General features: G+C 68.2%; 16 protein-coding genes. 7 read left to right on the top strand and 9 right to left on the bottom strand.

Going from position 1 to position 19834, the window contains the following annotated elements; all coding sequences use genetic code 11:
• The 4 genes from BMZ82_RS36510 to BMZ82_RS36495 form a co-directional block, all read left to right on the top strand.
• The coding region (locus tag BMZ82_RS36510; RefSeq protein WP_143098984.1) for an integrase core domain-containing protein at positions 1-307 on the top strand (307 nt) is incomplete at its 5' end.
• Between the two features lie 48 nt (positions 308-355).
• Positions 356-3562 carry a CHAT domain-containing protein gene (locus tag BMZ82_RS36505; protein ID WP_093781698.1) on the top strand — a complete coding sequence of 1069 codons (3207 nt, stop codon included), beginning with the start codon at positions 356-358 and terminating at the stop codon, positions 3560-3562.
• Positions 3563-3615: 53 nt separating this feature from the next.
• Positions 3616-4167 carry a hypothetical protein gene (locus BMZ82_RS36500; RefSeq protein WP_093781697.1) on the top strand — a complete coding sequence of 184 codons (552 nt, stop codon included), beginning with the start codon at positions 3616-3618 and terminating at the stop codon, positions 4165-4167.
• A gap of 4 nt (positions 4168-4171) precedes the next feature.
• Complete coding sequence (locus BMZ82_RS36495; RefSeq protein ID WP_093781696.1) at positions 4172-5188, top strand: hypothetical protein; 1017 nt, start codon at positions 4172-4174, stop codon at positions 5186-5188.
• Between the two features lie 33 nt (positions 5189-5221).
• On the opposite strand, the gene BMZ82_RS36490 is transcribed toward BMZ82_RS36495, so the two are convergent.
• Positions 5222-5890, bottom strand: a complete 669-nt coding sequence (locus BMZ82_RS36490) for a transposase (RefSeq protein ID WP_256252297.1) — start codon at positions 5888-5890, stop codon at positions 5222-5224.
• A 1414-nt stretch (positions 5891-7304) separates the two neighbouring features.
• Between BMZ82_RS36490 and BMZ82_RS42370 the strand changes: the two genes are divergently transcribed.
• Positions 7305-7706: a hypothetical protein gene (locus tag BMZ82_RS42370; protein ID WP_256252296.1), complete on the top strand. Its 402-nt coding sequence runs from the start codon at positions 7305-7307 to the stop codon at positions 7704-7706.
• Here BMZ82_RS42370 and BMZ82_RS36480 read toward each other — a convergent pair whose 3' ends face one another.
• From BMZ82_RS36480 to argJ, 5 genes are all read right to left on the bottom strand, one after another.
• Positions 7707-9953, bottom strand: a complete 2247-nt coding sequence (locus tag BMZ82_RS36480) for an MMPL family transporter (RefSeq protein WP_177244844.1) — start codon at positions 9951-9953, stop codon at positions 7707-7709.
• A 130-nt stretch (positions 9954-10083) separates the two neighbouring features.
• The gene (locus BMZ82_RS42365) at positions 10084-10674 is read right to left on the bottom strand and encodes a hypothetical protein (protein WP_256252295.1); all 591 of its coding nucleotides are present in this window, start codon (positions 10672-10674) and stop codon (positions 10084-10086) included.
• A 277-nt stretch (positions 10675-10951) separates the two neighbouring features.
• Positions 10952-12148, bottom strand: a complete 1197-nt coding sequence (locus BMZ82_RS36470; RefSeq protein ID WP_093781695.1) for an acetylornithine transaminase — start codon at positions 12146-12148, stop codon at positions 10952-10954.
• Positions 12145-13023, bottom strand: coding sequence for an acetylglutamate kinase (gene argB / locus BMZ82_RS36465; RefSeq protein WP_093781694.1), 879 nt, complete (start codon positions 13021-13023; stop codon positions 12145-12147). The genes BMZ82_RS36470 and argB overlap by 4 nt, the downstream gene beginning before the upstream one ends.
• Positions 13020-14174, bottom strand: a complete 1155-nt coding sequence (gene argJ, locus BMZ82_RS36460; protein WP_093781693.1) for a bifunctional glutamate N-acetyltransferase/amino-acid acetyltransferase ArgJ — start codon at positions 14172-14174, stop codon at positions 13020-13022. The genes argB and argJ overlap by 4 nt, the downstream gene beginning before the upstream one ends.
• Before the next feature lie 284 nt (positions 14175-14458).
• Here argJ and BMZ82_RS36455 point away from each other — a divergent pair, with 284 nt between their 5' ends.
• The gene (locus tag BMZ82_RS36455; protein ID WP_371271351.1) at positions 14459-15142 is read left to right on the top strand and encodes an FMN-binding negative transcriptional regulator; all 684 of its coding nucleotides are present in this window, start codon (positions 14459-14461) and stop codon (positions 15140-15142) included.
• Positions 15143-15269: 127 nt separating this feature from the next.
• Here the strand turns inward: BMZ82_RS36455 and BMZ82_RS36450 are convergent, their stop codons facing one another.
• The 3 genes from BMZ82_RS36450 to BMZ82_RS36440 all read right to left on the bottom strand — a co-directional run bounded on the left by BMZ82_RS36450 (position 15270) and on the right by BMZ82_RS36440 (position 19069).
• Positions 15270-15956 (bottom strand): LmbU family transcriptional regulator, encoded by a 687-nt coding sequence (locus BMZ82_RS36450; protein WP_093781692.1) that lies wholly within the window; start codon positions 15954-15956, stop codon positions 15270-15272.
• Positions 15957-16728: 772 nt separating this feature from the next.
• Entirely contained in the window at positions 16729-18336 is a 1608-nt protein-coding gene (locus BMZ82_RS36445; RefSeq protein ID WP_093781691.1) for an ISL3 family transposase, read from the bottom strand.
• Between the two features lie 184 nt (positions 18337-18520).
• Positions 18521-19069, bottom strand: a complete 549-nt coding sequence (locus BMZ82_RS36440; RefSeq protein ID WP_093781690.1) for a hypothetical protein — start codon at positions 19067-19069, stop codon at positions 18521-18523.
• Between the two features lie 248 nt (positions 19070-19317).
• Between BMZ82_RS36440 and BMZ82_RS41095 the strand changes: the two genes are divergently transcribed.
• Positions 19318-19833 carry a hypothetical protein gene (locus BMZ82_RS41095; RefSeq protein WP_177244843.1) on the top strand — a complete coding sequence of 172 codons (516 nt, stop codon included), beginning with the start codon at positions 19318-19320 and terminating at the stop codon, positions 19831-19833.
• The last annotated feature ends 1 nt before the right edge of the window (position 19834 follow it).

The raw sequence follows: 19834 nt of genomic DNA, 5'->3' as shown, positions 1-19834 counted from the left end.
TCACTCCGATCGCGGAAGTAACTACATGTCAGCAGAGTTCGGGAAGACGCTCGACCGGTTCGGTCTCCGCAGGTCTTCCGGCCGCACCGGGATCTGCTTCGACAACGCCATGGCCGAATCATTCTTCGGCGCCCTGAAGAACGAGCGCGTATCCAGGGTGACTTACCTGACCCGCGAGGCCGCCCGACAGGACATCACTCGCTACATCGAATTCTGGTACAATCGCAAACGCCTCCACTCGGCGGTGGGTTACCGCCCTCCGTACGAAGTCCACGCCGAGTACGAGAAGTTGCGAATCGCCGCGTGAAATGAACGGCCAGAAGCCTGTCCGGAAAACGCGAGGCTCCTCACCCCGGTGAGGCTGGGACGGTACCTGCTGTTCTTCGAACTGCTTTGGCAGATCCTGTTCTTCCTTGTCGCTGACGGCGCGGTCGGCAGATGGCTCGCCGGAATCTGGAGCGGTTCGCTGTTCGGCGCGGGACTGTCCAGCGGGCTGCTCCTGGTGGCCCTTGCTCTCAGCGGCCGGTGGGCGACCGCTCATCTCATCTCCGGCGGGAGCCGGTGGGCCTTCGCCGGCCCTCGGGGTTGGGCCCTCGCCATCGCCAACCTCGTCAACTACGTGTACCAGCCCCTGTTCCGTCCCGTACCGCTGTTCCTTCTCGCTGGGGTGCTCCATCCGGAACGCGATCTTCTGGCCGCGCTCATCCCCCTGCTGGTCGTCGAACTGGTCTTCGCTGCCGAGGACCGGCGAGCCATGCGGTCCCCAGCGGGGCTCTGGGGTGCGTGGTTCTGGCTTCCCCAACAGGTCACGCAGCGCCTTGACAAGGACCCGATGCTGGGGGCCTGGCAGGTCGGCACATGGCTGTACGACGCCGTGCTGAGCCGCAGGGGATCGGCTGACTACACCCTCGTCACGAACACCTTGCGGCTGTGGCTGCGGGCGAGGGGCAACTCCTTCGCCATGCTGGGCGATCACCGAGCCGACCCGCCTCCGGAGAAGGCCGGCGTCTTTCTGGAGACCTCCAGAAAGATGCTGATCGCGGCCGGGAAGGCCGAGGAACAGCGTGCCCGCGCCGGCCGGGCGGGGGACGGAGGCCGCCATTACGTCGCCGCCTGCGCGCTGCTGACGGCATGTGATGCGTACGGCGAACAGCTGTCGGACAAGCGGGGTCGGTCGGTGACGCTGGCCGCTGCGGCGGCTTTCACAGCCGCGAAGGCCGACAGTTGGGCCTTGCTGTACGGGGCGTTGGCCGCCGCACGGTACGACATGGGCCAGAACGCCAACCGCGCGGCTGCCGTGCTGCGCCAAGCACTGGCGGCCACGACCGGCCGGGAGGAGAAGTTCCAGCACGCGGCCGTCAGGACGGCCGTGGCGGTCACCGCCATGGTCACGCACACCTTCGGGCGGCAGGAAGACACCATCCGGCTTCTCGAGCGGATCAACCGCACGCCCCCGTACCCGGCGGAGATCCGCCGGATGACCGCGGAGCACTGGCAGATCTATCCCGTATGGGCCCGGCAGGCGCTGTGGGACCTGGCGTCGTTCGACGTGATGGCCTACCAGTCCAACCGCGGCGGGAAGGAACGCCAACAGGCGGTCGACGGACCGTTCGATCTGGCACTGCAGACCCTGCTCGGATCCCGGTGGGGGACGCAGTCTTCGGCCCTGCCCGGGATGAACTGGGCGGGCCTGTACGGTGACCGCTTCCGTTCCCCCGAGTGTGCCGTGCCGACGCCGTTCAACCGCGGCGCCGCCCTCGCCGACGCCCGTGGCTGTCTCGACGCACTCCTGGCCGCGTACGGCGCCGATGAGCCGTTCCACGGCGGATGGATCGCGGACGAGGTCGCGCGGGTGTTCGCCAGGCGCCGGGAGGGGTCGAGGTCTCCCGAGAAGGATCCCGTTCACCAATGGGTGACGCGCTGGAGAAACCGGGAGACTGACGTCTTCGCCTTCATCGAGCGTGTCCGCACTCAGGAACTCGCTTATCTGCTCGGGCAGGCATCCGGCCGGCTGGAGCGCTCACCGCGCCCCGATGCCACGATGCCGACCAAGGTGCTCGCCACCCTGGAGACGGCGGAGACCGCCTATGAGGCACTGCTACGGGACTCAGCCTCCCCGCCGGAACGGGCCGCGGCATGGCAGCGGGTCACCGAGACGTACCAGGCGCTGGAGATGCTGGGAGCGTCCGCACTCACCGCTGCGGGGCGGGGACCGGCACCCTGGCTGGACTACCCCCAAGCCCGGGATTTCCTGCGGGAGCTTCGCGGCGCAGGCCACCAGGTCCTGCTCGCCCTGTTCTGGCAGGTCGACACCCGGGTCACCATCCTGCTCGCCCGGCACGACTACGACCGGCCGGTCACGGTGACCGTCGAGATGCCCTCGGACAGCGAACTCAGGAGTGATCTCCGGGAGTTGGGTGAGGGCCGGGCGCCCGGTCCCGGAGCGGGCGCGGGGTCCGACAGCTTCTCCTGGGAGGAGGCGTTCCGTCCGCTGGTAGCCCCGCTCGTGGAGCACAGCAGGGCGGGCGAAGTGCTCTGGCTCGTCCCCTCGGGCATCCTGCACCATGTCCCGCTGCACGCCGTACGGGTACGGGGCGTTCCTCTCTGTGACCGCAATCCGGTGACCGTGACTCCGAGCGCCGCGGTGATGACGCGGTTGCTCGTTCCGCCGCGCACCGGAGGAAAAGGGTCGGTGCTGCTGGTCGCGGACAGTGACACGCAGCGACCTCTGGCACATGCCCGTACGGAGGTCCGGGCCGCGGCCGCCGCGCTTCGGACCGCCGATGAGCCGCTGGTGGGTTCGCTGGCGACGAAGAGGGCCGTACTCGGCGTGCTCGCCCGTGACGACCACGACATAGACATCGTGCACTTCGCATGCCACGGCCGGTTCCACGACACGAAGCCCCTCGACTCCTGGATTCAGCTGGCCCCGGACCCGCACACTCCGCAGGCAGGAGACCGGTTGACGGCCTTGGAACTTGGCGGGCTGCGACTCGACGCGCGCCTGGTCACCCTCAGCGCCTGTGAGAGCGGGCTGGGAGACCCGTCCCTCGAACACGAACGTCTGGGACTGGTCTGGGCCGTACTCCAGAGCGGCGCCCGTTCCGCGCTGGTCAGTCTGTGGCGGGTGGACGACATCTCCACCGCGCTCCTGATGCGCCACTTCTATGCGGCGCTCGGTGGCGGTGAGCCCCGTGCCAGTGCCTTGAGCTCTGCCCAGCAGTCTCTGCGGCAGACCACGGCGGCCGAAGCACTGCGCTTCCTCACGGAGACCCTGCGACAGCTCCCCGCCGGGCACGAGGCGGCGCGGCGCGCTACACAGCGGCGCATGGCGGAACTCCTCATGCAGGCACGGGCATTCGATGAGGCGCTTGAACTGCTGGAGACCGTGCTGGCCCGCACCGGAGCCGAGGACCCGGACTATCTCCGGTTCTTGGCCCACGTCACGGTGTGCCGGCGCAGGAAAGCCCGTGCCGCCCAGGATGCGCCCGACCTCGGTCGCCGTGTCTTCGACCACCCTTACTACTGGGCACCCTTCCAACTGATCGGAGACTGGCGTTGACCGCGAACGCCCATACCCCTCTTGGATCCCTGACCGCCGAGCCGGTTCTGCGCGTGAACGGATCAGTCAGCCCCGAGGAGGCGCTGACCCTGCTGGGAGACCGAGGCTTCGCCCTGGTGGCGGATGCGGCGCACGACGGGATGCCGGTCGCGTTGCTGAGCCGGTCCGACCTCACCGCGCTGCGCAACCGCCGTGCTGCAGCGCTCTGTCCGCCCGACGCCCCGGCCCGTCCTGCGGTCCTGCTGCCCTCCGGTATGACGCTGGGTGAACTGGTCGGTGGAGCTGCCATGACCCTGCTCGCACTCAGCCCGCACGGAGCGGTCGTGGTGGATCCGTCCGGCGCCGTGACGGTACTTCCGGGCAACATCGTGGACGACTTTCTGGACCACGGGGCCCTCCTGCCTGCCGAACCACGCGGGGCGTTCGACATGAGCGCGACGGACAGCCTCCTCGCGGGGGACATCTCACTGCCCCTCGCACTCGTGGCCTGCGCGGCTCCCGGATGCGGCCACATCAACCACCTCGGCTTCTTCGATCCGCAGCGGCCACCTGTCTGTGCCCATCCGAGTCTGCCCCCGCACACGTTGACGATCGCGCGAGGATGACGACATGCTCGGTGCCTTTCTGGGGCAGACCCCGGGCCTCCTCGACCGGCGCTTCCTGCTGCATGTCCTGCTGCCCAGCGTGGGCTTCTGCCTGTCGGTCTCCGTGGTGCTGGCCGGGTCGGGCCTTAACATCGGGCAGGCCCTCCGGACCTGGGAGGGCATGGCCGGGAGCGCCCGCGCGCTGGCCGGACTCGCGCTGCTGCTGGCAGCCGGTCTACTCGCGTCCGCCCTGTCCAGTTGCCGCATGGCGATCTGTCGTCTCTTCGAGGGGTACTGGACCGGATTCGCGGCGGGAGCAGCGCTGCGGCACGGAGTGGCCTGGCACCGGCGTCGCTGCGATGCTCTCCACCGGGTCCCCGCGTCCCGTGACGCCGCCTTGAGCCGGTATCCGCTGCCGACCAGGCCGGAGGACTTCCGGCCGACACGGCTGGGCAACGTACTCAGTTCCGCGGAACAGTATCCGCAGGTGCGTTACTCCATGGACGCCGTACTGATCTGGCCGCGCGTCTACCAGGTCCTCCCCGACCGGATGACCGCCACGCTGGCGGCGGCCAGGGCCGACCTGGACGCCGGACTCGGTCTGTCCGTGTTATGCCTGCTGTTTGGTGCCGTCGGAGCCACCGAAGTGCTGTGGGAACAGGGCCCGTGGTCCTGGTTCCTCCTCCTGTGGTGGGGCGGCTGCTTCACCGCCCACCTCGCCTACCGCTCCGCGTTGGCCGGCGCACATATGTACGCGCAACACGTACGCGTCGCCTTCGACCTCCACCGGTACGACCTCATTCGGCAGTTGGGCGACGAGCCGCCCTCTTCACCCGAGGAAGAACGGGACTACTGGTATCGCCTCTGCCAGTTCTGGCACCGCGGGATCCCCCGAGACCACATACAACTGCCCGCCACCTCCGGATCGCCCGCTCCCGTTCCCGACCACACCCTCCGCATTCCCTTACCTGTCTCCGGGTGCTTCTGGACGCTGACCACCGCCCTCGGAGTCGCGGGGGCCGTTTCCCTTGGCCTGTACTAACTCGACTCTGTCGGGGATCTTGGATGGTAGGGCTCAGCTGCCGAGGGTTCGCCAGGACTTTGACCGGGGGATCTCGTTCTGGTCCAGGAAGCTCTGAAAGGCGGTCGGCGGTCTCGGCGAAGAGAGTTCCGCGGTCGCTGACTGGCTGCTGAGTCGTTCGATGTTCACGGTGATGGCCGTGAGGACGTGTTGCAGGTGGGCTTTAGGCTGTCCTCGGTAGCGGCAGTGGCGCATGCCGTGTCTGTGGGCGAACTCGTTGATGGTGCCCTCGACTCCGGAGCGGACCGCGTAGCGGGTCTTCCAGTGGGGTTCGTGCTGCTCGGCGCGGACGCGGAGTTGCAGGTTGCGGAGTTCTCGTGGGGGAAAGCCCACGGTCCGGGCGCTGTCGGCGGTGGTGGTGCAGAGGGCGCGGGCCGGGCAGGGGCGGCACTGGCTCTTGGTGAACCGGGCCGCGATCAGCGGGGCGGCGGTGGGCGAGGAGGTCGGGTAGGGGCCGTGCCAGCCCGCGCTGACCTGGCCCTGGGGGCAGGTGACCTGCTGGCGGTCGAAGTCGATGTGGCGACCCTTCAGGCGCCGTTCCGGCTGAAGCCGGCGGGCAGGAAGGTGCAGCTGGCGCCGAAGTTCGACCGGTACGAACTCGTCGCGGGCGCGGGGCCGTACGACCTCGCGGTGCCGAAGAAGGACGGGGAACTGGTGCGCCACGCGTTCGGTGGCGCGGCGGGGCTTCGGTGAGCGGCGGGTGAGTCCCGCGCGAGCCAGGGTGTTGAGATCGAGGCAACACCCTAGCCCGCGCGGCTGACCGAGGGCGTCCGCGACGGCCGGGCTGGTTGAGCGTGTCAGTTGAGCCCGGTGGTGGCCGTGTCCGCGATGAGGCCGCGCTGCACAATCGACCACACTCGGGAAGCGCGAGCCCGCCTCGCCTCAGTCGCCCTCGAACCGCTCCAGCGGATTGGGCTCTGCCGCCAACGTGGTGCGTTCCACAGGCCAGTCGCGCCATCCTGTTCCGAGAGGCGTGTCGCCGCTGACGGGCACGGTTCCGGTGCGGGAGCAGCACCATTGCGGCTGCCCTGTCGGAGGGTGACAACGGCGTTCCGCCTGCCCGGAACACCCGTGGGTGTGGCCATGTGCGGCCACAGTGCGGCCGGACGCCTTTGGACGGGGTAGCACTGGGTGTCACAGTGGAACTGTTCGCATGTGCTCTGATCAGCCAGAACAGCACCGGGCGGCACGAGCCGGAACCAGCCGTCACGAACCCCCATGGTCTCGTAATGCGTAGGTCTCGGGTTCGAATCCCGAAGGCGGCTCTATGGTGAACCCCAGGTCGGGCCTTTGACCTGGGGTTTCTTGTTTCGGGTGACCTTGAGATCGACCCATATTGCGCCTCTGGGGTCTGTGCATCGTAATGCGTAGGTCAGAGGTGTCGGTTCTGTGACGAGGATCCAGCTCTAAGCCTCTTACCTGGTCTTTTGTGTTTCTAGAGGGCTGGCTGCGCCTCGTCTCACGGGACTCCGGTGGACAGGCGGTGGACAGCCGTGCAGTGGGGGTGCAGTCCTGCGCAGATCCCGACGAGGACGGTTGGCCCCTTGGCTCATGGCGGTAGCGCTATCCATGGTCCGTCGCTCTCGTAGGTCCCCGACAAGAGTGGCGGCTGCCGGCTCGGACGTGCTCAACTGTTGTCCCCTGGCGGGGCGTGCCGTATTGAGTGCGGCGCCGACCTGGTTCGCGAGGGTCACGGCGACGAGGCGTGCTTGCAGGGACGGGGCTGCACCGCGCGCGGGTCGCATCATGAAGCGTCCGTAGAAGTGGCCGCTGGCGAGCGTGCGCAGTTCGACTTCCTGGTCCGGCAGTCCGAGCTGCTCGACGTCCCAGGGGCTATGCCCCGAGGTAACGGTGCCGTCCCGTTGCAGGCGCGGTGGGTGGCCGAGCAGGGTGCCGTACCCGAAGCGGCAGCCGTGTAGCTGGAGCAGCCCGGTGAGCTGGCCACGCACGTGGTTGACGAGGGCGTCGGGGGTGGCGGCGGACTGGGCCAGTTCGGCGGTGTCGTGGATTAGGGCCAAGACACCACCCGTGACAAACGTGCCTCAAAGCATCCCTGCATGCACATCAGGCCCAACACTTGCAGCTGCAGATGAACGCCGCTGCCAAGGAGACGTCCGGCCTGTTCAACGTCGCGCAGGGCGAGCCGCGCCTCAGCGGTGTGGCCTTGTTCGGCCTCTCCGTCGGAAGAGCCGTGCTCGAGCGCGCGTCGCCCGACCTCGAAGCCAATGTGGCCGCCCTCGAATGCTCGTGCTTCGTCCTGCTGGAAGAGTGCCCTGGGAACGCCGAAAGCTGGTTCCTGGCCCGCTGCTTCGACGAACTGCTCGCATCGGGCGTACGGGGAGTGGCGTCCTTCGTGGATGAGACCTTGAACGAGAGTTGCCGCCCAGGGGCAGCCCTGCCCACCTCGGGCGGGGCCACCCCTGCCGACGGGATCCACGTCAGGTGCGGTGACGTTCGGGGTGACGTCCGGTGTCGGTGATCACTTGGAGAAGCGCGGCTGTGCCTCCCGGCGGTGCTGCGGCAGCTGCAGTTCGGGGGCGGGGAGCTGGGACAGGCGCGCTCCCTCGACGTCCATGTTCGGCAGCAGACGGTCGAGCCACTTCGGCATCCACCACGCCGAGTCGCCCAGCAGCGCGAACAGGGCAGGCACGAGGGCCATGCGGACGATGAACGCGTCGAACAGGACCGCGATCGCCAGACCGAAGCCGATCATCTGGATGAAGTCGTTGTCCTCCATGATGAAGCCGGAGAAGACGCTGATCATGATGAGCGCCGCCGCCGCGACCACCCGGCCGCCGTGCTGGAAGCCGGTGACGACCGCGTCGTGGGTGTGCGCGCCGTGCGTGTACGCCTCCCGCATCCGGGTCACCAGGAAAACCTCGTAGTCCATGGCGAGACCGAAGACCACGCCGATCATGAAGATCGGCATCGTGCTCATCACCGGGCCCGGCTCGTCGACGCCGAACACATCAGCCATCCAGCCCCATTGGAAGACCGCTACCACGGCACCGAGTGCGGCGGCTACGGAGAGCAGGAAGCCCAGGGCGGCCTTGAGCGGGACGAGGATCGACCGGAAGACCAGCGTCAGCAGCAGGAACGCCAGGCCGACCACCAGGGCGAGGTAGGGGAGCAGCGCATCGTTGAGGGTCTCGGAAAAGTCGATGAACATCGCTGTCTGACCGGCCACCAGGACGCGCGTGCCGGTGTCCGCCTCGATGCCTTCAGCCCTGTCACGGAGCGACTTGACCAGATCCTCGGTCCTCGGGTCGGCCGGTCCGGTGGACGGCATGACGTTCAGGATCGCGGTGTCGCCGGACTTGTTGGCGTCCGCCGGGCTCACGGAGACGACGCCCTTCTCCTTGGCCAGCTGCTTGCTCACCCTGTCGGCCGCGGCTGCCGCGTCCTTGGCCTCGACCGTCACCATCAGCGGGCCGTTGTAGCCGGAGCCGAAGGAGCCGGAGACCATGTCGTACGCCTTGCGCTGCGTGGTCTCGGCGGCCATCGTCCCCTCGGACGGCAGTCCCAGCTCCAGACTCGCGGCGGGCACGGCAACGGCGCCGAGACCCACCACGCCGACCAGCAGAATGGCGACGGGGTGACGCAGGACCAGCCTTGCCCAGCGGGTACCCAGGTTTGGTTTCTGCCGAGCGGCAAGCTTCTCGGCCTTGCGCCGCTGACGTGCCGAGAGCGGCTTGCCGTACTGCTGCGCCCGGTCCCTGCGGCGCAGAACCTTGACAGGTGCGAAGCCGAGCAGCGCGGGAACGAGTGTGATCGCGATGAGTACGGCGACGACCACGGTGGCCGCGCCAGCCAGACCCATCTTGGTGAGCATGGGGACGTTGACGACGGCGAGACCCGAGAGCGCGACCACGACGGTGAGACCCGCGAAGACGACCGCGGAGCCGGCGGTGCCGACCGCTCGTCCTGCGGCTTCCTCGCGTTCCCTGCCCTCGGCGATCTCGGCGCGGTAGCGGGAGAGGATGAACAGCGCGTAGTCGATGCCGACCGCCAGGCCGAGCATCAGTGCCAGTGTCGAGGTCGTGGAGGACAGGCCGAGTGTGCTGCCGAGTGTGACGATGCCGCAGATGCCGACGCCGACGCCCATGATGGCGGTGACCAGCGGCATTCCGGCGGCCAGCAGCGAGCCGAAGGTGATGAGCAGCACCACGGCGGAGACGGCGAGGCCGATGATCTCACCGGAACCCATCGTCTGGGACGGTGGCACGGCGTCGCCGCCCATCTCGACCGTGAGACCGCTGCCGCGGGCGTCCTCCACCGCCTTCGTGAGTGCTTCGTGTGCCTCCGGGCTCACCTGGGTGGCGCCGACTTCGTAGGCGACCGATGCATAGCCGGTGGTGCCGTCCTTGCTGACGGCCTGGCCCTCGAACGGGTCGACGACGCTCACGACTTCGGGGGCCCGGTCCAGGTCGGCGACCAGCGCGTCCACCTTCCGCTTCTCGCCGGGGTCGGAGAGCTTCTTGCCCTCGGGCGCGCGGACGACCACCCGGGCTTTGGCCCCGTCGGCGCTCAGCGTGGGGAACTTGTCCTTGAGGAGGTCGTAGGCCTTCTGCGTCTCCGTGCCGGGCATCGTGAACGTATCGGCGGGAAGGGGTGGGGCGGAGGCGGCGGCGAAGATCGCGCCGATGAAGATCAGCACCCACAGCAGGGCCATCGTGCCCCTGCGCCGGAAGGCGAGGCGGCCGAGTTTGTAGAGAAGGGTAGCCACAGCGAAAGAGCTCCTATCGGATTCGCCGGTGAACGGTGGGGGGCGGGGATTGCGGTGACGACATGGGCCGCGGGGCCACGGGGGGGGGAGAGAGGAGGAGGGCGGGCAGGCCCAAGGGGAGCCGGGGTCGCTATGGATGGTTCTCCTCACGCCGGTTGATGCCGTTGTCGGGCTGGAACCGGCCGGTGCAGGTGAGGAAGACGTTGTCCAGATCGGGGGTGTGGACAGTGAGGGCCTCGGCCTCGATCGATTCGTTGTCCAGGACCTCCAGCACGGCCCGGAGCGCGGGGATGCCGCCGTCCGTGGGGATGTACACGACGAGCGCGTCGTCGTCGCTCGTCACGGAATCGAAGGCCGCGGCGGCTGATTCGAAGCCGCGTACGTCGGCGAGCTGAAGCCGGATGTGCCCGCCGGCAGTTGTGGGTCCCGATGCCTTCGCCGCGTGGTCGCCGCCATGTCTCCCACGTCCCTCCCAGTTCGTCGGTGGTGTCACCACGAACTCGGGTGCGAGACCGTCCAGTCGCAGGACGACCGAGCCCGGCGCCAGATCGCGGCTGACCCGGCCCACGGCCTCGGACAGCGCGTTCAGCAGCGCCAGCCGGGCTGCTGACTCCAGAGGAGCGGTGAGCCGGTCGGCCAGGGCACGGGTTTCGTCGCCGCCCACGTCGGCGACGGCCACGAGCTCATGTCGGAGGTAGGCGACGTACGGCGTGAGATCCATGGTGCCATCATGGCACGTTTATGGCGCCATTCTCTGGTGGTCATGGTGGGAGGGGGTGAGCTTGACCGAAACCCGCCTGCCGAACGCCGTGTGTGACTGGGGGCGCCGACGGCTCGTCGCCGCTCTCGATCAAGCCGTTCATCTGCGTAAATGACGTCGGATGCGATGGTGTGTCCGAGGTGGCGGCGAGCTCCTCGGCTGGCCGACCTGCGGAGCCGGGTGGCGTCAGCGGCTCGATGTTGACGCCAAGGGTGGCGCCATTGCAGGGCCTGGCTGGTCAGGCGCCCCCTTTCGCGTACACCTGGTCCAGTGCGCCCGGCAGCGCCCGGAGGAAGGCCGCGACCTCGTCGTCGGCGATGATCAAGGGCGGGGCAAGGCGGATCACCCCGGGCGTGACGGCGTTCACCAGGAAGCCCGCGTCCTCGAGCGCTCGTTCAGACTCGCGGGCCAGCGGCTCGGTGAGCACGACCGCGAGCAGCAGGCCGGCTCCCCGCACATGGTCGACCAGCGGGTGGTCCAGCCCTTCGATGCCCTCTCGTAGGCTCTCGCCCTGCCGCGTGACGCGCGACAGGAGACGGTCGGCCGCGATGGTGTCGAGGACCGCGAGTGCGGCCGCGCAGGCCACCGGATTGCCCCCGAAGGTCGTGCCGTGAGTCCCGGGTGTCAGGAGACCGGCAGCCGCACCGAAGGCGAGGGTGGCACCGATCGGCAGCCCGCCGCCGAGGCCCTTGCCGAGAGTGACGATGTCCGGCTCCACCCCGTGGGCCCGGTGCTCGAACCAGTGCCCGGTGCGGCCGATGCCCGTCTGTACTTCGTCCAGTACGAGCAGCGCTCCGGTCGCGCGGGTGATCTCCCACGCGGCGGCCAGATAGCCCGGCGGCGGTACGACGACGCCGTTCTCGCCCTGGACCGGCTCCAGGACCACCAGTGCCGTGTCGGTGTCGACTGCTGCCCGCAGCGCCTCGGCATCCCCGAACGGCACATGGGTGACCCCGCCCGGCAGCGGCCGGAAAGGGTCCCGCTTCGCGGGCTGCCCCGTGAGCGCGAGCGCGCCCATGGTGCGGCCGTGGAAGGCTCCCTGCGCCGCGACGACGCGACTGCGCCCGGTCAGTCTTCCGATCTTCAATGCGGTCTCGTTCGCCTCGGCACCGGAGTTGGCGAAGAAGACCCGTCCGGGACGCTCCGACAGCGTCAACAGCCGTTCGGCGAGCCGGACCTGCGGTTCGGTGACGAAGAGATTTGAGACATGGCCGAGCCGGCCGATCTGCTCGCGCACCGCGTCGACCACGGCCGGATGCGCGGTGCCCAGGGCGTTGACCGCGATACCGCCGAGGAAGTCCAGGTACTTCTTGCCGTTGGCGTCCCAGTACACGGCACCCTCGCCGCGTACCAGCGGCACCCGCGGGATCCCGTACGTGTCCATCAGCGACGTCTGCCAGCGCTCGGTGAGCCTGCTGTTCGGCGTACCGCTCATCGCAGCCCTCCTTCCTCGTCCGCCACGACCGTGGTGCCGGACGTCACGTCGGTGAGCAACGCGGTGAGGACCGAATGCCGTACGCGCCCGTCCAGCACCCGCGCCCTGGGCACTCCATGACGTACCGCGTGCAGGCAGGCCCTCATCTTCGGAACCATGCCGTGGGTCAACTCCGGCAGAAGCTTCTCGAGTTCGGTGGCCGTCAGGATGCCGATCACCTCCTCGCTGTGCGGCCAGTCTGCGTACAGGCCCTGCACGTCGGTGAGCAGGAGCAGCTCCCGGGCGCCGAGCGCGGTGGCAAGCGCGGCAGCCGCGGTATCGGCGTTGACGTTGTAGACGTGGCCGTCGTCGGCACTCCGGGCGACCGACGAGACCACCGGAATGCGGCCGTCCGCGAGCAGCGCATTGAGGACGCCGGTGTCCACCTTGCTGATCTCGCCGACTCTCCCGATGTCCAGCGGCTCCCCGTCGACCACCGGCAGATGTCTGACCGCCGTGATGGTGTTCGCGTCCTCACCGGTCATGCCGACTGCGTACGGACCATGACGGTTGATCAGCCCGACCAGTTCGCGCTGTACCCGGCCAGCGAGCACCATCCGGACCACGTCCATCGCCGGGGAGGTCGTGACCCTCAGTCCTGCCCGGAACTCCGAGGTCAGTCCGTACCGTTCGAGCTCCGCGCTGATCTGCGGGCCACCGCCGTGCACGACGACCGGGCTGAACCCGGCGTCGCGCACCCGCACGACGTCGTGGGTGAAGGACGCCTTCAGCTCGTCGTCCACCATGGTGTTGCCGCCGAGTTTGACGATGACTGTCCGCTCATGTGCGGCGGCCTGCCGGCCATCGGCGGCGGCGCTGTGCCGAGGTGTGCTCATGAGGAGTACGCGCTGTTCTCGTGGACGTACGCGGCGGTCAGGTCGTTGGTCCAGATGGTCGCCGCATCGTCTCCCGCCGCGAGGTCGGCGGTGATGACGACCTCCCGCCCGCGCATGTCCACCGTGTCGCGGTCCTCACCGATCGATCCGCCCCTGCACACCCAGACGCCATTGACAGCGACGTTCAGCCGGTCCGGCTCGAAGGCGGCGGAGGTGGTGCCGATCGCGGCGAGCACCCGGCCCCAGTTGGGATCCTCGCCGTGCAGAGCGCACTTGAGCAGGTTGTTGCGCGCTATGGACCGGCCGACATCGACGGCATCGTCCTCCGAAGCCGCGTGGACGATGTCGATCCGGATGTCCTTGGAGGCGCCTTCGGCATCGGCGACGAGCTGCCGCGCGAGATCCTCGCAGACTGATTGCACGGCTGCCGCGAACCCCTCGTACGCGGGCTCGACCCCGGACGCGCCGGAGGCGAGTAGCAGCACGGTGTCGTTGGTGGACATGCAGCCGTCGGAGTCGACGCGGTCGAAGGTGGTACGGGTCGCCGCGCGCAGGGCGCGGCCGAGGTTCTCGCCGTCGACGTGCGCGTCGGTGGTGATGACGACCAGCATGGTGGCGAGACCGGGTGCGAGCATGCCCGCCCCCTTTGCCATGCCCCCGACGATCCAACCGTCACCCTCGGCCACGGCGGTCTTGTGCACGCTGTCGGTGGTCCTGATGGCGATCGCGGCCGTCTCTCCACCGTCCGCGGAGAGGTCTGCGGCTGCCTTCTCGACTCCCGTCAACACCCTGTCCATCGGCAGTCGGACACCGATGAGCCCGGTGGACAGGACGGCGACATCGGCCGCGTCATGGCCGTCGAGAACGCCGGCCGCCTTCTCCGCGGTGGCCCTCACGTCCTCCAGGCCGTCCGGTCCCGTACAGGCGTTGGCGCCACCGGAGTTGAGTACGACAGCGCTCAAGGCGCCATTCGCGATGACGCGTTCGCACCACACCACCGGCGCCGCCTTCACCCGGTTGGAAGTGAAGACGCCGGCCGCCGTCGTGAGCGGGCCGCTGTTCACCACCAGCGCCAGATCCGGGCCGCCGCCGGCCTTGATCCCCGCGGCGACCCCCGCCGCCGAGAACCCGCGTGCTGCGGTGACACTCATGGTGCAACTCCTCCGGTGAAAGGCCACAGTTGGTTGGCGGAGCACCCGTGCGCGTGACACGAATGTCAATTTGGAAGATGTCGTCGGACAGCTCACTTGCCGTGCCAGGGCAATTCAGTATTACGCCGAATAACTCCGGTGCGCCATACCGGGTGGGGCGGAGACGGGACGTCGGGGGACTTGGGAACATGGGGCGTTGTCCCGCCGACAGGACAGCGGTGCGAAGGTTCCCGGTATCTTGACTTCGATACTCAGGACACTGATAGCGTCCCTGAAATGAAGCCATGCCTTGCGTGTCTGATCACCGAAAGGGCGAGTTTCGCATGTTCGTTCCGAGGCAATATCGTGAACCGGATGCTTCGTGGATGGTCGATTTGCTCCGCAACAATCCGCTGGCGCTGATGGTGAGTAATGGAGATGCCGCCGCCGCGCCGTTCGCCACGCATCTTCCCGTCATACCGGACCCTGCGATGACCGATGAATGGTCCGCCGATCTTTCGGGCGCCACACTACTGGGGCACATGAACAGGGGAAATCCCCATTGGAAGGCCCTGGAAACCGGCGACGTTGTCCTGCTGACATTCACCGGTCCGCACGCCTATGTCTCGCCCACGGTGTACGAGGTGACACCGGCCGCGCCGACGTGGAACTTCACCTCGGTGCATGTGCGCGGTGTGGTGGAGAAAATCGATTCCGCGGAAGAGACCCTGGAAGTGGTCCAGTCCACCGTCCGTGCGTTCGAGGCCGATTTCGGTGACGACTGGGACATGACCGAATCGCTCGGCTACTTCCGCAGGATCGTGCCCGCTGTCGGGGCGTTCCGGCTTACGGTGTCGGGGGCCGAGGGCATGTTCAAGCTCAGTCAGGAGCAGAAGCCGGAGGTCCGCGAGCGTGTGCAGAAGGCGTTCAGCGGGCGGGAGTGCGGCCGGCACCGGGAGACGGCCTCGTTCATGAGCCGGTTGCCGTGACGGCTGTGGCCCCTGAGAGTTGTGGCAACGGCCAGGGCCCGCACTCCGTCAGGAGTGCGGGCCCTGTGCGTCATGTCGTCTTGTCCGGCTCCGGCAGGGGTGTTTCCCCGTCGGTCGGCTCGCCGGGTCAGGCGCTGAGGCCTGCTTGTTCCTCCGTTTCCTCCAAGGCTCGTTCGGCCGCGTTGTCGAGCGTGGCGAGCACCCATTGCTCGAAGTCGATTCCCGACTGTTCCGCGGCCTTGTGCCACCACTGGAGCCGATTTCCCGGTACGGCGAGCTGCCGGGTGGCTTCGACCTGCTTTCCCTGGTTCCGCTCGTCCTCACGGGTCAGCCGGATGGCATTGCGCAACTGCTTCGTGGTCCACCCCGTCTGCTCGGCCCGGTCGAGCCACAGGTCCTGTTCCCTGACCGACAGAGAGGCGAGTTCCGCGTGGTGCTGGAAGGTGAGTCCCGATCGACGGCGGTGTAACTCGAAGCGCCGCGAGACCCACGCGTAGTTGCGCAGCGTCTGATACTGCAAACCGGCAGCGCGGATTCCGAGCTGGTACCGGTCGGTGTAGTGATCCTTCCCGTAGACCAGCCAGTCACCGAGCCACCAGGACGAGGAATTCACTATTCCGGAGAGCTGCCTGCCGGCGCGTTCCCAGTCGTCGAACGTCAGTCCGGCGGGGATCTGTAGCCCCACGTTGGTCGTGAGCACCTGACTGCGCGGCCCGTCGCCGCTGGCTCTTCGCTGCCGTGGCCGACCGTCCGGGTTCTTGCGGAACAGCACGACCTTGGACCCGTCGAGGTCGCAAGCGTGATTCATCATCATGCCTCCATATGCATGTACGTCCATTGGGCGAGGGCATATCAGCCCGCTCCCGAACGGGAGCAGATACAGAGAGATCTGACATTGGCAGCTGGAATCGGCGCAGTACTGATCACCTTCGCGCACGGCGATGCAGAACTGGGAGTTAATTTGTTGCCGGACCGTCGGACGATGGCCCTCTCCGGCCGTTCGCCGAATCCGATCGTGCCTGTTCCAGCCAGCGGCTGACCGAGGGGCGCGGGCGCGGACTGAGTCTCGCGTCCGGCCTGCGGATCGCCGTCACAGAGCGCAGCGATCGACCGTCCATGGCATGGGAAATACCTGCCGCTCGGCATGTGCTTCGAGTCTGTGGGGGCGTCGCTCAGGTCGGCATGTGCAGGAAAGTGCCCAGCCACCGGTCGCCCCGTACGCCTTGACCACAAGTCCCCCTAGACATGGCAGTTGCCGGCGAGTGTCCCTGCCGACAGCGAGAGGATCCCGAACGATCCTCTTTCAAGGTCATCAAGTAGAACCCGGGACCGGCAGAAGATTCAAGGAGCAAGTCGCCGCCGGGCGTGAATTTTCGGAGACCGAAGAGGGCAGCACTCCTTATCGGAGGATTAGATTCCGTTAGATTTCGCGGAATGGGTGCGAGCTGCCGCCCGGTTCCGGCCAGAAAAATAAATCATTCGGCCAACTGCTCCCGTATGCTGTCGGCGGCGGCTGAATTTTGGTTCTGGATCACTTTCCGTGCCAGAGCCACGGAGGGTCACCACAACCGCGATCATGAACGGCCTCACGCTGCGAGGAGGACCCGCTTGCGGAGCAGGTCGAAGTTGGCGCGGCCGAACATCTGCCGCTTCAGCATCTTGATCTTGTTGTTGTGGCCCTCGACCGCTCCAGAGCTGTAGGGCAGGCTGAGCCCGGCGACGACAGCATCGAAATCCTGGCCGAGGCCGGTGACAAAGCCATGCAGGGCGGGCAAGTCGTCAGCCTGCACGCGCTCTGTCCACTGACTGAGGTCCCGGCCCCGGCGGTCGTTCATCAACTCGGCGAAGAGACGAACGTGTTCGGCGGTTCTGCCGAGGGCGGGGCAGCGGGCGAGAATCTGCTTGAGCTGCTGGGCCTGGTCGTCGGTGAGGCGGTCGGGGCGACGGGTGATCCAGCTGGTCACGTCCCGCACGGACGGCGCTTTGCGGGGCGGATCGTCGTGCGGGAAGGCTTCGCGGAGCCGCTGCACGTACTTCTTCACGACGCTCTCGCCACCGGGATAGCCGCGCTCGCGGACTTCCTCGAACAGGCGGCGGGCGACGGTGCAGCCCTCCGCCCACCGCTGATGCAGGTAGGGCCTGTAGGGATCGAGGATGCTGGTCCTGCCGGTCCACCGTCCGACGAGGAGCTCGTCCGCGGTGGCCGCATTCGCGAGTCGGCGGACGGTGTTGCGGGCCAGGCCCAGCCGGCGGGCGATCGGCCGCAGCCCGAGCCCCTCATCCAGCAGGGCATGGACGGCCGAGTGCTGCTCCCGCACCCGATCGGACAGACGGCCTGACTGTCGTGGCTCATCCAGGGAACGCGGCATAAGAGCCGGATTCTCGAGGGGCTCAGCGCGGACCGGGGGAGTTTCCTCCGGTCCGCGCAGCAGGGCGCGGTGCTGGATGACCGTCTTCTCGACGGCTTCCACCAGGTTTTTCCAGATGTGCCACCGGTCCGCGACATGGATCGCATCCGGGGCGCCGAGCCGTCCGGCCTCGGCGTAAGCGGTCGACCGGTCACGGCATATCACCTCGACGCCGGGATGGTCGGTGAGCCAGGCGGCCACCGTTGCCGTGGCCCGGTCGGGCAACAGGTCAACCGGACGGCGCGTGTCGATGTCTACCAGGATCGTGCCGTAGTTGTGTCCCTTGCGCAGGGCGAACTCGTCCACTCCGAGCACCCGTGGTGTGTGCACTTCCGGCTCCGGAAGGCGGCGTATCAGCCGCAGGAGCGTCGACCGGCTCGCCCGGACCGCGAGCGTGTCCGCCAGGCGGGCGCCGGCCCGGCCCGCCAGCATCACCGCCACCTTTTGCAGCACCGTCTGCAGCCCGGCGCTTCGTCTCCCATGCCGGAAGGTCAGACCGTCGACCTGCTCGGCGAACGTGGCCTGCCGGCAGGCGCGGTCGCGGCAACGGAACCGCCGGACCTGTAACTCGATCACCACGTGACGACCGCCGACAGCAATGTCGGCGAGGCGGCGTACGTAGCGGCTGTGCACTCGGCCCGACGTCGTCGAGCAAGCAGGACACGCAGCCCGCTCCGCCGACGCGCGGGCCCGCACGATCACTAACTCGCCGTCGACCACTGCACTTTCGAGCACAACGCCTTCGACCCGGTGGAACCACAGGTCCTGGAGGAACACATCACCCACGGCCGTTCATGATCGCGGTTGTGGTGACCCTCCGTGGCTCTGGCACGGAAAGTGATCCAGAACCAATTTTCAGGCGTCGCCGACAGTATGCACGAGTTGCCCCGGGCGGAGAAGTCGGAGAGGTCCTGTCACGGAACGAGCAGAATGTATCCGGGCGTGGTAGTGAGGCGCTCGCCTCGCGAAATCAATTCACCCAGCCTGTGTAGCTCTGGCCGCCCTGCGGAGTTCGCCGTTCGGGACGGCGGGCGGGCTCGTCATAGGTCAGCATGGCGGAGGCCGCCCTGACCAGCCAGGCGTTGACCGACAGGCCTTCGCGGCCCGCGGCCTCCTCGATCCGAGCCTTCAACTGCTCGGGCGGCCGGAAGTTGATGCGGGACGTGGCGCCTTCCGTGGTGCCAGGCGCGGGCGGTGGGGCGGCTGGGAGCGTCGGAAGGGCGCCATTGCGTGAGCGCGCGAAGTCGTCCTCGGCGTCGGTGGCGGCGTACTCGGACGGCGGCAGCGTGACGACGAAGCTGGGGTCCAGTCCGCGGAGCCGGACCTCGACGGCGCCCGGAGCCAGCTCACGGGTGATCTCGTCCGCGGCGGCCGACAATGCGTCGAGCAGAACCAGCCGGACGGCGGAGGACAGCGGCGCGACCAGACGTTCGGCGAGTTCGCGTGACTGAGCGTCCCCCGACTCCACCGCGGCGATCAGCTCCTGCCGCAGATTGTCGACATACCGCATGAGTTCCATGGCGACATCCTCACGCTGACGTGGCGCGATGTGCAAGTCCCGTCCGCTGTGGTGATCACCGGACCCCAGCGGGGCGACCGAGCGCGCGGGAGCCGGGCGGGCCACAGGTCGGGCCGGTGCGAAGCAACCGCGCCGGCCCGCCCTGTGGCCCCAGGTGCCCATGCGTCCTGGGGTGCGTTTCGAAATGCTGGTCACAGCGAGTCGTTGTAGTAGGCCGTGTCGGGCTTCGGCGGCCGGCGATGCCGCGCTTGCGCAGACAGGCGCGGTTCGCGCGGGAGCCGTACGCCCTGTCGGCGCGAACCCTGTCCGGTCGGGCGCGCGGGCGGCCCGGCCCGGTCCTGGGCACCCGGATACGCCCCACGACCACCCACGACCACCTGGAACTGTGGGCGTCACCGCGCTGCCCGAGCGTGATCAACAGTGACGTCGTCTCCTGGTCCTGCTCGGGCTCGGTGAAGACACCGCCCGGCGGCTCGACCCGCAGCTCCGCTTTCGCGGGCACCCACCGCATGCCGGTGGGCGCGGGCGACGGTCCGGTCCACCGAGACGTCCCAGGTCATCAGCCCCTCGGTATCGGGCCGGGCGTGCAGTCGCCCGAAGCTGCAGTGCCAGGTGCCGTCCCGCTGCCGACGCAGGTCCCGGGCAACCGCGACGATCGGCGGCAGCTCCGGCCCCGCGCACGCCAGCACAATCTGTGCGCGCAGGGCCAGGGCCTGTCGCCCCACACGTCCACCGCTTCGATGTCGCGGGGCCCGAGGAACTGAC

Origin of the sequence: Streptomyces sp. yr375 (assembly GCF_900110755.1) — a bacterium.
GTDB lineage: Bacteria > Actinomycetota > Actinomycetes > Streptomycetales > Streptomycetaceae > Streptomyces.
The sequence above is the reverse complement of the archived record's forward strand: the minus strand, read 5'-3'. Positions and strand labels throughout refer to the sequence as shown.

Excerpts from the sequence above, each read along its gene's own strand:
- BMZ82_RS36495 (WP_093781696.1), top strand. The coding sequence starts at position 4,172 with ATGCTCGGTGCCTTTCTGGGGCAGACCCCGGGCCTCCTCGACCGGCGC.
- BMZ82_RS42365 (WP_256252295.1), bottom strand. The coding sequence starts at position 10,674 with ATGGATCTCACGCCGTACGTCGCCTACCTCCGACATGAGCTCGTGGCC.
- BMZ82_RS36470 (WP_093781695.1), bottom strand. The coding sequence starts at position 12,148 with ATGAGCGGTACGCCGAACAGCAGGCTCACCGAGCGCTGGCAGACGTCG.
- argB (WP_093781694.1), bottom strand. The coding sequence starts at position 13,023 with ATGAGCACACCTCGGCACAGCGCCGCCGCCGATGGCCGGCAGGCCGCC.
- argJ (WP_093781693.1), bottom strand. The coding sequence starts at position 14,174 with ATGAGTGTCACCGCAGCACGCGGGTTCTCGGCGGCGGGGGTCGCCGCG.
- BMZ82_RS36455 (WP_371271351.1), top strand. The coding sequence starts at position 14,459 with ATGCCTTGCGTGTCTGATCACCGAAAGGGCGAGTTTCGCATGTTCGTT.
- BMZ82_RS36450 (WP_093781692.1), bottom strand. The coding sequence starts at position 15,956 with ATGATGATGAATCACGCTTGCGACCTCGACGGGTCCAAGGTCGTGCTG.
- BMZ82_RS36440 (WP_093781690.1), bottom strand. The coding sequence starts at position 19,069 with ATGGAACTCATGCGGTATGTCGACAATCTGCGGCAGGAGCTGATCGCC.